This is a genomic window from Streptomyces sp. D2-8, from assembly GCF_023184515.1.
GTDB lineage: Bacteria > Actinomycetota > Actinomycetes > Streptomycetales > Streptomycetaceae > Streptomyces.
In genome coordinates, this window is the sequence record NZ_JAAHBP010000032.1 from 47,046 (window position 1) to 61,964 (window position 14,919).

Consider the following 14,919-nt stretch of genomic DNA (forward strand, 5'->3'; position numbering starts at 1 on the left):
CATGCCGTGTTCCGTTCTTTTGTTCGGGACGGCACACGTTAGCCCAGTTCGGGCGGGAGCCAGCGGGGGGTGCAGGCGGCTTCGGCCAGGGCGGTCGCGAGGCCCGCGCGGCGGATGCGCTGGTCCGTGTAGAGCAGGGCAACCGTCAGGTGGGACCGCAGCGTCGACAGCAGGATGCCGGCCCAGGTGGGGTGCAGTTGCGGACCGCCGAGCACGAACTCGACCGCGTCTGCGTACCCCGGCAGCGCCGCACCGAGTGCGTCGAGACGAGCGGGTGGTGGAAGTCGGCGTCGCTACGATTTCGATCTTCGCACGAGGGCTGGGTTCAACGCGTACGGCCTCGCCGTTGGTGTACGAGGCCGTAAGGTCCGTATCCGGCTCGTGAGTTCCTTCGGTGCGCCGGCGGAGTGGGCGCTCCCGGCACGCGCGATCTGGACCGGTGTGGTGTCATTCGGGCTGGTCACCGTGCTCGCCGGCCTCTAAGAGTGACCGTCACAAAGATCCGGCGTCCCGGGCCGTCCAGACGCTCGGATAGATCGGCCGGAAGCCGAGCTCGCGGCGGATGCGCTGGTTGGACATGATCCCGAACCACGGGTCGGGTCCGTGAGGTCGTGGAGCCCGGCGGGCACCTCGACTCCGTTGAGCTGGTACAGCTCGACCGTCGTGACGGGGGCGTCATCGGCGATGTTGTAGATCCGGCCGGCAATGCCTGGCGCGTACAGCAGACGCATCAGACCCTGGGCGACGTCCGCGTGGTGGGCCATCTGCAGGCGCCGGTGCGGTGCCCAACCGGCGGCCCAGTGCAGGGAGTACTCCGGGTTCCTGTGCTGTCCAAGGGCCGGCCGGCTGAAGACCACCGAACCCACACCATGGAACAATAATCCATGGAAGTTGCTTCCATGGAATGTAAATGGTTTGCTGGACGCCGGGCCGGTTCAGGGCCCCTCATCCCTGCCGGTTCCTGCAGGGCGCCCCACCGCGCGGCGGTGGTCACCGTATGGATTCAGCCCGCCTCAGAGAGTCACGTGGCTCCCCTATGGGGCGTAAGGAGTGACTGTCATGGCCGTTCCCGCCTTCAACTCGGTCGCCTGGTTCGAGTTCGGCACCGACCAGCCGGAGAAGGTCAAGGAGTTCTACGGCGAGCTCTTCGACTGGAAGTACGTCCTCAACACCGACACCTCCGGCGTGACCTACCACTCGGTGATGACGCCGGGCGCCCAGCAGCCGACCGGCGGCGTGTGGGAGTCGGAGGGCGCCTTCCCCGACTACGCGGTCTTCTACGTCCGGGTCCAGGACGTCGTCGCGACCGTCAAGCGCGGCCAGGAGCTCGGCGCCGAGGCCCTCATGCAGCCGGCCTCCGACGCTGCGGGCTCCTCCTTCGCCCGGCTGCAGGACACCGCCGGCCACCACTTCGGCGTCTTCTCCGTGCCCGCCGCCTGACCGGTTCCGCAGGGCCGCGTCTCCATTGTTCACTTCACCGCCTGGAGGTTCACCGATGTCCGGCGCCAGCGCCACCGGCGAAAAGATCCCCGTCCACGTCTACGGCGGCCCGACCACCGTGATCGAGTACGGCGGGCAGGTTCGTCACCGACCCCACGTTCGACCCGCCCGGCAAGTACCCCATGCCCCTCCCCGGCGACCACAAGCTCGTCAAGACCGACCCGTCACCTGTCACCGCCGCCGACCTGGGCGGCATCGACGCCGTCCTGCTCTCCCACGACACGCACGACGACAACCTGGACAATGCCGGCCGTGCCTTCCTGCCCGAGGTTCCGGTCGTGTTCACCACGGTCAGCGGTGCCGGTCGTCTGGGCGGCAACGCACAGGGGCTGGCCTTCTGGGAGACCGCCGAGCTCAAGCGGCCCGACGGCGGCACCGTGACCGTCACGAGCGTCCCCGCCCGGCATGGCCCCGTCGGCTGTGAACCGATCTCCGGCGACGTCGTCGGCTTCATGCTCACCTCCGACGACCTGCCCTCGGTCTACGGCAGCGGCGACAACGCCGCCCTGGAGCACGTCAAGGAGATCGCCGAGAGGTTCGCTCCCATCGACACCGCGATTCTCTTCCTGGGCGGCGCCCGCCTGGCCTTCGCCTTCGACAACGCCCTGCTCACCCTCGACAGCACCCAAGGCGCCCAGGCCGCGCAGATGCTCGGCGCCCGCCGGGTCGCCCCCGCCCACTTCGACAGCTGGGCGCACTTCAAGGAAGGCCGAGACGAGATCGAGACCGCGTTCACCGACGCCGGCCTCGCCGACCGCCTCGACTTCGCCCGATAGCCACCACCCCCGCACAAGAGCCCAAGGAGCACGCGACATGACCAGAGCGAACCTCGACATCGCCCGCACCTACTTCCAGGCCGTACAGACCGGAGACATGGCTGCTCTCGGTGAACTCCTCGACGCCGGCATCGTCTGGCACCAGCCCGGCGCCAACCAGTTCTCCGGCGAGCACAAGGGCCAGGGCGCCGTCTTCCAGATGCTCGGCAGCATGATGGAGACCAGCCAGGGCACCTTCGCCATCGACACGATCCACACCCTCATGGGAAACGGCGACCTGGTCGCCGCCGCCATCCACTTCACCGGCCGCCGCGACGGCGCGTCGATGAGCATGGACGGCGTCGACGTCCTGCGCATCGAGAACGGCAAGATCGCCGAGATGTGGCTCTTCTCCGGCGACCCGGCCGCCGAAGACGCCTTCTGGGGCTGAACCTTTGCGTGTCCGAGGCCGACCGCCCTCGGACACCCACGAGTCGATCCGTACGAACGCGAAAGGCACCCTCATGCGGAAGATGACCGACGAGCAGTGGCGGGCGTTCGTCACACACGGCACCCGCACCGGCAAGCTGTCGACCGTCCGCGCCGACGGCAGCCCCCACGTGACACCGGTCTGGTTCCTCCTCGACGGCGACGACATCGTGCTCACCACCGAAACGGACGGGGTCAAGGGCCGCAACCTCGCGCGCGACGGACGGTTCGCCCTCTGCGTGGACGAGGACCGGCCCCCGTACGCGTTCGTCCTGCTCCAAGGACGCGCCGAGATCTCCGAGGACCCCGACGACATGCTGCGCTGGGGCGGACGCCTCGGCGCCCGCTACATGGGCGCCGACCGCACCGAGGAGTACGCCGCACGCAACGGCGGCCCTGGCAACCTCCTCGTCCGGGGCCACATCGACAAAGTCATCGCCTTCGACGGCATCGCCGACTGACCTGTGGGCTGATGGGGCGGGGCCGGGCGAACGCACTCGCCCGGCCCCGCCCCATCAGCCCACGGGCACTGCGCAGGCCGTCGCGGCTCACGACGCCGGCCGCCCGGACTGCTTCGGCGCCCGCATACCCGGCCCCGGCGTCTGCCCGGCGGCCTTCCGCTCCGCGTCCAGGGCCCGTCCGGCCGCCCGAAGCGTGCTGAGGACCGCAGTCACCTCGCGCACCGACTTCTCGGGAATCACCGACCCGATCCGCAGCTCCAGCTCGTCCTCGAACGCCTTCAACGCCCCGTCCACCCGCTTCCGCCCCTCGGACGTCAACTCGACGACCGAGGAACGGCGGTCGTTCGGATTGGCCCGCCGCTCACACAAGCCCGCCGACTCCAGACGATCGACCACCTTGCTCGTGCCGCCCACGGTGATCGAGAACTCCTCCGCGATGTCCTGGATCCGCCGCCCGGGCCGACGCAGCAGCAGATGCAGCACCTCGAACCAGGTCAGCGGCAGGTCATACTCCGCCCGCAACCGCCCCTCGATGCCATTCCACAGCTCGATCTCCAGCGAGACCAGCTCCCGGTACAGCTGCTTCAGGTCAGCCATCACTCATCTTCCGAAGAATTATCTTCCATGGATGATTAATGGTAGGTCATCGGCGTCGGATCCTCGGCGAACGCCAGGGTCCTGCACTGGCGACAGAGATCTTGATACGTCCCGCGCGGGGCCTGCGTCGGCAACGTGCGGACGAGGGCAGGGCCGTCGGCGAGTTGCCGGCTCACCGAGACCGCCCGGCACCCGAAGGCGCTCGCCGTACGACTACCCGACCACCTGAACGCGCTGTCAGCGGCTGACCACGCCGCTCGCCGCCGTCATCGCACCGCGCTTGGTTTCCCTGCCCCGGCGGGCGTTCCCGAAGGCCGGCGCCTCCGAAGACGAACGCCTCCTGTGCGAATAGTCGGGGGACGCAAAGCCGGGAGATGGTGCGCGGCCGCAAGACCTCTCCCGGATAGCGGGCGCCGGTGCCGTGGTAGCGCAGGGGCACCCTTCATGGGCGCTGACCACGCCGACTGGCTGGAGTTGCCGGACTCTCGTGCGCTGCCCCGCAGTTGCAGCTGGTCGATGCCGCAGTCCTGGTCAGGCGCCTGGACGCCCGGTCCGCTGCCGTGCCGCTCATCTGGCCCTGCACCCCGCACTGTTGACCCTGCCGGCCGCAGCGCCCGCCCTGCGGCTGACCAGCACTGGCCGCCCACTCCCCTGCCGACATCCCTACAGCAGACCGGGGAACCACTCCTCCACGTGGTGACAACAGGCGCTCAAGGCATGGCATGACAACCGGGAGCCGGACGAGGTCCTCTGGCTGCTCCCTCGACGCAGGCACCAACACGTGCCTGCACACTGCCTCGTCGCCACCCGACATCGCACTCCTGAGGCCGGCGCAGAGCAAAAGATGTCACATGGCGGGAACAACCGGCTCCACCGGTCCGTACCATCTCTCACCAAGGCGTCTTGCAGCACTCGCGACGTCCCACCGGGCCCCCGAACCCCCCCAGACAGGCATCACCCGCAGCACGCCTCCAACGCAAAGGAAGGGGCAGTCCCCATGCCCGAGACAACAACTCCCTCCACCGAACTGGCGTCGCAGTACATCGCCCAGGTGACAGGCGACCTCGAGGCAAACCTCAAGGAGCAGGAACGCATCGGTGCGGAGATCGCCTCCCTGCAAGGGCAGCTTGCCGCTCTGCAGCACGATCACAGCGTGCTGGTCAGCATGCAGCAGGCACTCGGCATCGCACAGGCGCCGACCGAGTCTGCGGCCGAGTCCAAGAGTGGCATGGTGCCTTCCCCACGACGGAAGAAGGCCGGCTCGCCGGGTGGCGGAAAGCAGAAGGCACGCAAGTCCACTGCCGCGCCGGTGAAGAAGGCAGCCAGGAAGCCCGCGGCCAGCAGGACGGACAGCGTCAAGGCAGCAGCCGCGCCCACACTGGTCGAGCTCATTCGCCAACACCTCACCGAGCAGAAGGAACCGCGCTCCGCTGCGGAGATCTCCACAGCGCTCGGCGAGGCCCACCCCGACCGCGAGATCGCACCCAAGGTCGTGCGCGTCACGCTCGAGGGACTCGTCGCCAAGAGCCAGGCAGAGCGCTCCAAGCAGGGCAGGTCCGTCTTCTACACCGCGCCGGCCGCAGAGCCGACGGCTGCCCCCGAGGCCGAGGCACCTCGCAATCCCACTGACGGCTGACAGTCCAGGCGGCGCTGCCCGGCTCTGCGAGCAGAGCCGCCAGTGCACCGCGAGGGAGGTGTGTGAGCGTCGGTGCGGATTGTGTGCGTCCGGTCTCGATCAGTCATTGGTAAGTGACTGTGTGGTGGATCACCGTTGTCACAGTCCAAAGCGGCAGCGTCGAAGCCACCGGCCCGGGCGGAGTCATAGCAGTGCGCCCACGGCCGGTCGGTGCCAGCGGCTCTGCGGCTCTGCCTGAGGGTCGTCGAGACTGGGCCTGAGGTAAGTCTGTGTGGGTGTGAACGGCGGTCGCCTACGCTGCGGAAAGCACCGCTCAACACAGCTGCCAAGCCAGCATTCTCGTCGGCTCCTGAGCAAGCCCCGTACTGCCGGGAAGGCTTGCCGGGACAACTACCGGAAGCGCCGTCCGAGCCGGCCGCCGGTCTTCGATGCGGGCGGCGCCTCCCGCTCCTCCTCCTGACACTCGCGCACGTCCTGTTCGGCCTGGCACGCCGCCTCGATGTCCCGCGTACCGTACGCGCCGCACGCACACGCCCGTCGAAGGCGCTGACCTGCCGTGGTCGGGGCTGGGCGGTTCGGAAACACATCCATCCTCGCCCGGCCGCCAACTCGCAATCGCCTGAGCCACACCAGCAGGAGAGCCTGAATTCACACGCCTGACCGATGGACGATCACTAAGGTACGCGGCATGACGCTGCAACTTGTACAGGTGAATTTCAAGGCCCGGGACGACTCGGCGCTCGGCCGGTTCTGGGCGGAGGCGCTCGGCTGGGGTGTTTCCAGCGAAGGGCCCGGCGTCACCAACCTGGAGCCCGTGGGCTTCGACTGGCCGGACCCGTCCGCCGTCTGCGTCGATCTCGTCCGCGTCCCGGACCCGGAGACGGTGAAGTACCGCGTGCACATCGAGCTCGCCACCGCATCCGACGCCCATCATGCGGAGCTGGTCGCCCGTCTGAAGGAGCTCGGGGCGACACCCGCCGACGTGGGCCAGGGCGACACGCCGTGGACGGTGATGGCCGACCCGGAAGGCAACGTGTTCAGCGTCCTGAAGCCCCGGGAGCTCTACCGCGACACCGGGCCGATAGCCGCCGTCGTCGTCGACTGCGCCGACCCACGGGCCATGGTCCGGTTCTGGGGCGAGGCGATCGACTGGACCGTCCACGAGCTGACCGACGGCCGCGCCCTGCTGCGCTCCGTCAAGGGCGTCGGGCCGTACCTGGAGTTCCGCCGCACGCCCGACGACGAGGTCGTATGGAACCGTGTCCATCTCGACGTGATGTCCGACCCCGTCGAGGATCAGGCGAGGGAGGTCGCCCGGCTCGAAGGCCTCGGCGCGATCCGGGCCGACGTGGGTCAGGGTGACGTCTCCTGGGTCGTCCTGGCAGACCCGGAGGGCAACGAGTTCTGCGTCCTCGGCCGAGGCTGACGCGGAACTCCGTCCGCCCCTCACGGCGGGTGCGGCGGTGCGCGGCACCGGGCCACCCCGCCCTCCCCGGCCGCCAACTCACGACAGCCTGACCCACGTTACTCCATGCCGTCCGCCGGCAGGCGCTCGGGCAGCCCGAGCCGTGGGAACCGGTCGTCGTGGAACGTGACGATCTCGGTGATCGCCCCGCCGGTGACGCGCAGGACGTCGATCGTCAGCGGCAGGTACGCACCCTCCCGCTTCCGCCAGAGGTAGAAGGCGACGGCGGGCTGCCGGTTCACGGAGGTGAGGACGGCGCGCAGGCCCTTCATGCCCTCGAAGCCGCTCTCGACCCAGTCGTTCACCACCGCGTCGCGGCCGACGTACAGACCCGGCGTGGGCGGCATCGAGCAGCGGACGTCGTCCCGCAGCAGTGCGGCGAGCCCGTCGACGTCCGTGGCCACGCTGGCGTCGGTATAGCGGCGCACCAGCTCACGCGTCCCGACGTCCTGTTCACCGCCGGTCCAGTCCTGACGCTCGGCGGGCAGGTGCTCCCGCATGCCGGCGCGGGCTCGCTGCAGCGCGCTGTTCACGGAATGCACGGAGTCTCCGAGGAGCTCGGCGACGTCCTTCGCCGCGCAGCCGAGCACGTCCCTCAGGATCAGCACGGCCCGAGGGCGCGGCGCGAGATGCTGGACGGCGACCAGATACGCCAGCTCGATCGTCTCCCGCGCGACGGCGACGGTCTCCGGCTCGTCCACGTCGCCCGCCGGCAACTCGTCGAGCAGCCGGTCCGGGTAGGGCTGCAGCCACAGCACCTCACCGCCGGTCGCAGGCTCCGGGCGGCGCTTGGCCAGCAGGTCCAGGCAGACGTTGGTGGCGATCCGGTACAGCCAGGCCCGGAACGTCGACCGCCCCTCGAAGGTCTCCCGCCGCCGCCAGGCACGGAGGAACGTTTCCTGCACGGCGTCCTCGGCGTCATCGAACGACCCGAGCATCCGGTAGCAGTGCACGTGCAGCTCCCGCCTGTGCCGCTCCACCAGTCCCGAGAACGCCTGCTCGTCGACCTCGCCCAGCCCGCTCTGGTCCAGACCGCTCACGCCCAGCTCCTTCAGCCGCGTGTCCGCACTCATCACGTCATCCTTCCGCCTCGTCGCATCCCGTCGTAGGTGTGACGGGCTCCGGCGCGAAAACTCATCACCAGGGCCAGTCGGCATGGCCGAGTGCTTCTCATCAACGAGGCTCCAGGCAGGGCATCCGGGTCGGGGGCCGTGTCACCTGGATCGGCGTCGCCATGGACGACGGCTGCACGGAGGAACTGGTGCGTTGGGCGGCGGGCCGGGCATCGCTGAGCCGCCGGCCACCCTTGCCCTGCGGTTCATCCGCCTCGGCATGCGCGGCACGCATCGACCGAGTGCCAACTCATCCCCGCAGCTCGCACAAGCCTCGCCGTCGCAAGAGCGGCGATGGCCACAGGAGGAGAGACGGGGAAGCCGTCCCCGGGACGGACACGCCGCCCATCGGCCGTAAAGAACATGACATTCATTGTCGTATAATGCTCTCCCGCCCAGCGACGGCGTCTCCACGTCTTACCCCCCGCCTTGACCGAGAGGACCTCCCCCATGGCCGTGCCCAAACACACCATGTCCCGCAGCCACAACCGCCGTGCGCGATGGGGGGCGAGCACGTCGACCCTGGTATCAGTCACCGGCGACGGCGCGACCTACCGGGTACAGCAGCACCCGGACGGCGTTCCGGGCCGTGGTGCGGTGGGCGGTGGTGCGGTGGGCGGTGGTGGTGCGGGGGGCGGCGAGGCGTGTGGAGGCTTGGCGGCCGCGTCGACACGGGAGGCGGCGGCCCGCAGCGCCACGGCCTTGGCGTTCGCGGGTGCAGCCCCGCGCCTGCGATACGCAGCGCGGGCATGCCCTTGATGGCTTCCAGATGGTCGGCGCCCAGTCCCTCGTACGTGTTGCAGTGATCGTTGCCGCAGGCGGCGAGGAGCCGGGCCCAGGCGCGCGGCTCGAAGGGGCGAGGGGCAGGGCGGGGGCGAGGCCGAGGAAGGACCGCGGTTCGACCATGGCCAGGGGGCGGCGAGCGTGACCAGGAGCTCGGGCAGGTAACGGGAGACGTAGACGTCGACGCCCTCCACCCCACCGATGAGGGTGGTGCGGACGGGGCCGGCCCGCGCGGTGGTCAGGCACGCGGGTCCCAACCGGCCCAGGTGGGATAGGAGTTCACTTCGCAACGGCACCCGGGACCGGTCCGGCACGTGTGGCGGTGCGCCGCTGCCACAGGGTGAGTTGAGTCGGGCACGGGCGGCCGCGCGGCGGGTGCCGAGGGCAGGTGCGTGGACGACCCAGCCCCGGCCCGGGGCAGCACCGAGTGCGGCGCCGAGGTCGGCCTGCCGCCAGGAGCCGACGGGTCGGGAGTGATCCTCAGGTACTGAGCATTACTCACTGGGCATTGCCCTCGGAGGTGCGAACGAAGGGTGAAGATCACAGAAGAGCTATCGGGCATATCGGTCTTGGATCTTCACGGAAGGCTCACAAGTTGGTTAAGTTGACCACTGCGTGCACGACTTCCACCGATAGGCAGACGGTTTCGTGCACTCGCGGACGGAAGGAGCGCGCTTTCCCATGGCGTCGAAACCAACCTCGAGCCCCGAAGTGACCGGCTTCGCGGACAAGGCCAACTCCCCTGCCCCGGAAGCCTTCACTGTCGAGGCCCGGCTCTCGCTGTCTGCTGGTTCCCGCGTTGGCGACTGAGAGCGAGGGCCCGAGCCCTGACGAGGTCCGCCGGTGGGTCGACAAGCTCTACGACCGGGCCGAGAGCGACACGGGCACCTTCAACGCGACCCGCGCCGCTGCGATCCCGCGCCAGCGGGGCGCTGCCGCCCGCGTCGGGCCCAAGGAGGACTCGGAGCCGGCGGTCGGAACCCTTGCACGGCAGTGGTTCGACGCCGCCCGTGCCAAGTTGGGTCCGACCGTGCCGGTGTGGCAGTCGGACAGAAGACCGCCGGTCCGGCCCGACCGCGCGCCCAAGGCAGCAGGCCCCGCGCGCCCGGCGGAACGTGCCGCGGAACCCCTCGCCCTCGAAGCACCCAAGGCGCCGGCGGCGCCCACCGGTGTCGCGTGGGAGCTGACCGGCGGATCGGCTCAGGCGCCGATCACCGGTCCCCTCCCTCTGCTCCCCGACCAGCGTGTCGCGCCGGCTGCGGAAGGCGAGTCCCGGCGGGACGAGGACGCCTGGCGCGCCGTTGCACAGCCGGTCCCGGGCGGCGACGCGGCGGCGTGGCCGCTGCACGAGCCCGCACCAGCCCCCGCCCCGGAGTCCGACTGGCTGCCCGCTCTACAGGCCGCCGTGGCGTTGCCCATTGACCCGCACCTCACCGCGGGCACTCACCAGGCGGATCTTCCAGCAAGCGCGGCGGAGACGTACGGTGCCGGTCCGGTGACCGGCGCGACCGCACCGTATGCCACGGCTCCGTCAGCCGATCCCACCGCGTACTACACCTCCGGCCCACCGACCGACCTGCCCACCGCGACCTATGGCGCCGGTCTGCCGGACATCCCTGCATCTGCCCTGGCGGCTCCTGCTCCGGCAGTGCCCTCGGAGCCGGCCACCGTACCCGCCCCCGCTGCACCGGCAGGAGTTGCCGCACCCACTGCACCGGTTGCCTTCACGGCACGCGAAACTCCCTCCACCACCTTCACACCCGACGCCTCCGGTGGACTCCGGCTGTCGCCGGAGTCCGGCCACAGCACCCAGACCGAGCGGGTGATCGCCTTCGCCCGAGCGCAGATCGGTCGGCCCTGCGTATGGGGCGCAGTCGGACCGGGGTCGTACGACGCCCCCGGTCTCACCCAGGCCGCGTGGAAGGCTGCCGACGTCACGCTCCCCCGGACCACTCAGGCCCAGTGGGGAGCGGGAGTGCAGGTCTCGCTCGCTGATCTCCGGGTCGGAGACCTCGTCTTCTTCCACGACGACCTCGGTCACGTCGGTATCTGGAGCGGCGACGGCATGGTGATCCACGCACCGGGTCCGGGAGCGCTCATCCGTGAGGAGTCGCTGTTCTTCGCCGGCCAGTCGGCGATCAAGGGCGCTGTCCGCCCGGCCTGACGCCCCCTGGTCGAGTGGGGTTGGGACCGGCTCATCGGCAAGGCGGGGAGGGCGGGTGAACGGGCGCGGGCTCGCCGTCGAGGGGACGCGGCCGAGTGACGCCGGGCCGGCGCCACACATGACACCGATGGGACTCGGCATCCGCACGCATGCGTGTTGGTTTTGTACGTGGGAGCGAGCAACGATCGTCGACGGTTTCGGGTAGCACTGCGCGATCAATCGGTCCGGAAATATCGATGAGAACTGGCAACGGTCCCGGGGTGCCGGCCGAGCTGGACGCGTCGCCCCTCGTCACCTGTGCCGGGATGAAACATCAGGAGGAAGCGACCTCTGAGAGTGGGCTTGCCCCCCGCCACCCCTGTGTGAGCATCGCTCAAATGAAGTCGGGGGCGTGATCGTGCGCCCATTGACGGAAGGTGCGAGCGGGAGTTCCCGTTATCTGCTCGAGTGTGAGGTAGGCATCGTCGTCCGGGGCGCTCGTGTCATGTCACCGACTCATGGGTGACGCTACGAGTGGCGATCGAGCAGGCCGGCCCCGCCACAGACTCGGCGCTCGAGGTGATCCAACGGATCATCACCGCGATGGTGCACGCCGGTGATCGGATGAGCTTCTTGTTCACCACCACCGAAGGCACGCCTTCTGAGGCTGACGCCGATATCGCACGAGAGGTCGACGAACTGATCCTCGCCGAGATCGAACGAGGCCAGCGTGAAGGGGCACTCGACTCGGCAGTTCCCGCGAGGTGGATAGAGTTGATGATCTGGAGCACCGTCTACACGGGCCTGCGAGCCGCCGCCGATGGACTCGTACCACGGCACGGCGTGGACGAACTGATACGCCGAACTCTTCGCCGAGCAGTAGGCGAGCAGCCCAAGTAGCGGCCCGGACCACCCCAGCGTGACAGCGGTTTTGGCGATGTCGGCCATCGGCTCTCATGGGGCTGGGCAGCCACGCCCCGCAGCGCGGCCGGGACCCGGCCGGCGTCACGACTGGAAGAACGGTCCGCTGCCGCGAGGGGAGGCTGTTGGTGCAGTGGCAGGGGTTCAGCGCACCAGGCATCTTCGAGATCCGGCTGTGGTGTCTGACGGGTCGCGTTCCAGCCCGGCATCAGGCCTCGGCGACCTCGATCCTCAGGACAACCGCGCACCTGGACACCTGTCGCGCACATCGGCCGGCGCTCGCCGTGCCTCGCCATGGGCGGCACGGCGAGCGCCGGTCAGGGACGGCTACTCGACGATCTTCAGGAGCTTGTTCGCGGTGCCCTGCGAGGGGTTGGAGATCTTGTCGGGGGTGGCGCCTTCGGTGAGGGCCTTGGCAACCTGTTCAGGCGTGGCGTCCTTGTGGCCCGCCAGGTAGACGGCGGCGGCGCCTACGACGTGCGGGGTGGCCATGGACGTGCCCGATATGGTCTTGGTTCCTTCGTCGCTGTCGTTCCAGGCGGAGGTAACGTCGGAGCCGGGGGCATACACGTCCACGACCGAGCCGTAGTTGGAGAATTCCGACTGTTTGTCATCCTTGGTCGAGGACGCGACGGTGACGGCTTCCTTGACGCGGGCCGGGGAGCCTTGCCCGGCGTCCGAGGAGTCATTGCCGGCGGCGACGGCGAAGGTGACGCCGGCCGCGATGGCCTTTTGCACGGCTTCGTCGAGGGCCGGGTCCGCGCCACCACCCAGGCTCATGTTCGCGACGGACGGGCCCTGATGATTCTTGGTGACCCAGTCGATGCCGGCAACGACCTGCTCCGTGGTTCCGGAGCCGTTGTCGTCGAGAACCCGGACGGCGACGATCTTGGCCTTCTTGGCGACGCCGTGGGCCGCGCCCGCGATCGTGCCGGCGACATGGGTGCCGTGCCCGTTGCCGTCACTGGCGTCGTTGTCGTTGTCCACGGCGTCGAAGCCGGAAGCGGCCCGCCCTTCGAAGTCCTTGTGCGAAATCCTCACGCCGGTGTCGATGACGTACGCGGTCACGCCCTCGCCCGCGCTGTCGGGATAGGTGTACTTGCTGTCGCCGGCGGTGTCCGCCTGGTCCAGGCGGTCGAGGCCCCAGGAAGGCGGGTTGTCCTGAGTGGCGTTGATGCTGAACTTCTTGACCTGGACAACCTTGGAGACCGACGGGTCTGCCGCGAGACGCTTGGCTTCGGCCGACGAGAGACCGCTGGCGGAGAAGCCGTCGAGGGCAGCCGTGTACGTACGCTGGAGCTTGCCGCCGTACTTCTTGGCGAGCGCAGGCTTGTTCGCCTTGTCGTCCAGCGTGACGATGAAGCTGCCCGGGACGGCGCCCTCGGCGCCGAGGCCGTACACGGTGCCCTCGGCCGGGGCGGGTTCGGGAGTTGTCTGCGCGTGTGCCGTCCCGAAGGTCGTCAGGGTTGTGACGACAGCCGTGGCGGTGAGGACCTGCATTCTGCGTGTGAATGCGCGAGCTGACATGTGAGGGTTCTCCTCGTCACTTTTCGTGGGGGGTGTGGGGGTTCGGACCGGAACTGCGTTTGGTCCGCCTCGAACCTGACTCATTGATGTGCGCAGATCAAGAGCTTCACGCCAACCCGCGCCGAAGCGGCAGGTCAGCTGCGCACGAATCGGCCACCCTCCGCGGCTCGTTCGTTCATCACACGCCTGACGCTCATGCGGACGTTGTGTTGAGGATGTGTGCCCATACACCCGGGGGCGGAGGTGGTTGCGAACAATCTGGGTAGACGGTGCCAGTTCCGCAGCAAGCGATTGCGGACCAGCGCCCACCGAAACCGAAATCTGCGGCAGCCTCTGCTCCGCAGCAAGAACCAGGCCGATTCGTTACCCCGGGCCTGATGCTTCCAAGAGATGAGCCCGATTACATCTGTTGCACGTCTCAATAGTTGAAGCGGAACACCGGATCCTGTGACGAATACTCCTCAACCTTCCGGCGTTCCTGGACATCGACCTTCGCCGATACAGCCTCAACGCGGTGTTGAGTGATGTGGGCCCGCCCATGCTTTCGCCGCGACGCTGTTGAGGAGGGCGCCGCTCTCAGAGCTGACCCGAAATGCTCGTGGGATGCAGGTGCCCTGCCAGCGTTGCCCGTTGCCCCAGACGCCGAACAGCTCGGCGAGCTGCCGCAGTGTCAGGTTGGTCCGCCGCCGCAACGCGGTGACCAGACGCACCCGGCGTTCCAGAGGCGACAACACAGGCGCCCCGGCCGCGTCCTGTCGGCCCCTCACGGGACATCGTCGCGCTCTGCGAGGCCACGATGGACGGGCCGACGAACGGCCGGACCATGGATATCCTCGGAGGAAGTCGAAATCGGGCGGTAGCAGCTGGAGTAGGTCTCGCGCGGGAGATGGCGCACTGCGGAGGCAGCCCAGCGGCAGCCGTGCACTACTTGGCCAAGGCAATCACCTCCGCGCCCGAAAACCCCGAGCCCTACATCCTTATCGCCGGGTTGTGGAACGAAAGGACGTCGGAACTCGCAGAGGTCGTTCAGGATGCCGACTCCCTGAGGACCGTACTGGCGCAGTCGTACATCAGGTTCCTCCAGGACGACATGGACGGCGCAGCGCTGGCGATCGGGTCAGCCACGGGTGCGCGGCCCGACATGGCATGGGCCAAAGCCGACTGGTTCAGCGATGAACACTTCCTCAGTGTGGTGAGTGCCGACGCGCAGGGCCTGCTGCGCGCTCACCGCACCCGGCAATCCATTACGTTTCCCTCTCCCCGACACGCTGCCGCGGCGGCAGGGGCGCTGCGAAGGGACTTGTCCCAGCGGCCAAGTGGGGCCCGGCTATGGGTATGCCGAGGTTTGCTCAATTCATTTCCATGGTCACAGGCGCCTTTGTGGGAGCGACTCTCACTGGAGGCTGGCAAAAGGCATCCCAGCTCAAGGAAATGAATTACCGAGAAATCAGAAGAGCAGAGGGTGGTCGCCGGCGACAAGGAGCTGGCGACTCCCGGCCCGCTCTTTCCGTCCAGGCCGGGACTTGCTCG

General features: G+C 68.8%; 11 protein-coding genes and 3 pseudogenes. 7 read left to right on the plus strand and 7 right to left on the minus strand.

Translation table 11 applies throughout. The annotated features are described in order from the left end of the window. Window positions 1-38: 38 nt before the first annotated feature. Both G3I77_RS37845 and G3I77_RS37850 read right to left on the minus strand, forming a co-directional pair. Window positions 39-215 (minus strand): hypothetical protein, encoded by a 177-nt coding sequence (locus G3I77_RS37845; RefSeq protein ID WP_248511356.1) that lies wholly within the window; start codon window positions 213-215, stop codon window positions 39-41. A gap of 277 nt (window positions 216-492) precedes the next feature. Next, window positions 493-809, minus strand: a pseudogene (locus G3I77_RS37850) (NAD(P)-dependent oxidoreductase); the annotation flags it as partial. Window positions 810-1,059: 250 nt separating this feature from the next. Here G3I77_RS37850 and G3I77_RS37855 point away from each other — a divergent pair. The 4 genes and pseudogenes from G3I77_RS37855 to G3I77_RS37870 all read left to right on the plus strand — a co-directional run bounded on the left by G3I77_RS37855 (window position 1,060) and on the right by G3I77_RS37870 (window position 3,205). Further along, entirely contained in the window at window positions 1,060-1,440 is a 381-nt protein-coding gene (locus G3I77_RS37855; RefSeq protein WP_248511357.1) for a VOC family protein, read from the plus strand. 55 nt (window positions 1,441-1,495) lie between these two features. Next, window positions 1,496-2,276: pseudogene (locus G3I77_RS37860) on the plus strand (MBL fold metallo-hydrolase). A gap of 37 nt (window positions 2,277-2,313) precedes the next feature. Further along, complete coding sequence (locus G3I77_RS37865; RefSeq protein ID WP_248511359.1) at window positions 2,314-2,706, plus strand: nuclear transport factor 2 family protein; 393 nt, start codon at window positions 2,314-2,316, stop codon at window positions 2,704-2,706. Window positions 2,707-2,779: 73 nt separating this feature from the next. Further along, window positions 2,780-3,205 carry a PPOX class F420-dependent oxidoreductase gene (locus tag G3I77_RS37870; RefSeq protein ID WP_248511361.1) on the plus strand — a complete coding sequence of 142 codons (426 nt, stop codon included), beginning with the start codon at window positions 2,780-2,782 and terminating at the stop codon, window positions 3,203-3,205. A gap of 87 nt (window positions 3,206-3,292) precedes the next feature. Here G3I77_RS37870 and G3I77_RS37875 read toward each other — a convergent pair whose 3' ends face one another. Beyond that, window positions 3,293-3,802: a MarR family winged helix-turn-helix transcriptional regulator gene (locus G3I77_RS37875; RefSeq protein WP_248511369.1), complete on the minus strand. Its 510-nt coding sequence runs from the start codon at window positions 3,800-3,802 to the stop codon at window positions 3,293-3,295. Window positions 3,803-4,799: 997 nt separating this feature from the next. On the opposite strand from G3I77_RS37875, the gene G3I77_RS37880 reads away from it, so the two are divergent. Beyond that, entirely contained in the window at window positions 4,800-5,438 is a 639-nt protein-coding gene (locus G3I77_RS37880) for a hypothetical protein (RefSeq protein ID WP_248511370.1), read from the plus strand. A gap of 688 nt (window positions 5,439-6,126) precedes the next feature. Beyond that, window positions 6,127-6,864 (plus strand): VOC family protein, encoded by a 738-nt coding sequence (locus tag G3I77_RS37885; protein WP_248511371.1) that lies wholly within the window; start codon window positions 6,127-6,129, stop codon window positions 6,862-6,864. A gap of 98 nt (window positions 6,865-6,962) precedes the next feature. On the opposite strand, the gene G3I77_RS37890 is transcribed toward G3I77_RS37885, so the two are convergent. Then, entirely contained in the window at window positions 6,963-7,976 is a 1,014-nt protein-coding gene (locus G3I77_RS37890; protein WP_248511372.1) for an RNA polymerase subunit sigma-70, read from the minus strand. 763 nt (window positions 7,977-8,739) lie between these two features. Continuing rightward, window positions 8,740-9,131 (minus strand): annotated as a pseudogene (locus tag G3I77_RS41350) (ABC transporter ATP-binding protein); the annotation flags it as partial. Window positions 9,132-9,597: 466 nt separating this feature from the next. Between G3I77_RS41350 and G3I77_RS37895 the strand changes: the two are divergent. Further along, entirely contained in the window at window positions 9,598-10,962 is a 1,365-nt protein-coding gene (locus tag G3I77_RS37895; RefSeq protein ID WP_248511373.1) for a C40 family peptidase, read from the plus strand. A 507-nt stretch (window positions 10,963-11,469) separates the two neighbouring features. Here the strand turns inward: G3I77_RS37895 and G3I77_RS37900 are convergent. Together G3I77_RS37900 and G3I77_RS37905 are read right to left on the minus strand one after the other, a co-directional pair. Continuing rightward, window positions 11,470-11,889: a hypothetical protein gene (locus G3I77_RS37900; protein WP_248511374.1), complete on the minus strand. Its 420-nt coding sequence runs from the start codon at window positions 11,887-11,889 to the stop codon at window positions 11,470-11,472. Between the two features lie 300 nt (window positions 11,890-12,189). Next, window positions 12,190-13,389, minus strand: coding sequence for a S8 family peptidase (locus tag G3I77_RS37905; protein ID WP_248511375.1), 1,200 nt, complete (start codon window positions 13,387-13,389; stop codon window positions 12,190-12,192). Window positions 13,390-14,919: the final 1,530 nt, after the last annotated feature.

Coding starts and splice junctions, on each gene's coding strand:
- G3I77_RS37855 (WP_248511357.1), top strand. CDS start 1,060: ATGGCCGTTCCCGCCTTCAACTCGGTCGCCTGGTTCGAGTTCGGCACC.
- G3I77_RS37865 (WP_248511359.1), top strand. CDS start 2,314: ATGACCAGAGCGAACCTCGACATCGCCCGCACCTACTTCCAGGCCGTA.
- G3I77_RS37870 (WP_248511361.1), top strand. CDS start 2,780: ATGCGGAAGATGACCGACGAGCAGTGGCGGGCGTTCGTCACACACGGC.
- G3I77_RS37875 (WP_248511369.1), bottom strand. CDS start 3,802: ATGGCTGACCTGAAGCAGCTGTACCGGGAGCTGGTCTCGCTGGAGATC.
- G3I77_RS37880 (WP_248511370.1), top strand. CDS start 4,800: ATGCCCGAGACAACAACTCCCTCCACCGAACTGGCGTCGCAGTACATC.
- G3I77_RS37885 (WP_248511371.1), top strand. CDS start 6,127: ATGACGCTGCAACTTGTACAGGTGAATTTCAAGGCCCGGGACGACTCG.
- G3I77_RS37890 (WP_248511372.1), bottom strand. CDS start 7,976: ATGAGTGCGGACACGCGGCTGAAGGAGCTGGGCGTGAGCGGTCTGGAC.
- G3I77_RS37900 (WP_248511374.1), bottom strand. CDS start 11,889: ATGGCCGACATCGCCAAAACCGCTGTCACGCTGGGGTGGTCCGGGCCG.
- G3I77_RS37905 (WP_248511375.1), bottom strand. CDS start 13,389: ATGTCAGCTCGCGCATTCACACGCAGAATGCAGGTCCTCACCGCCACG.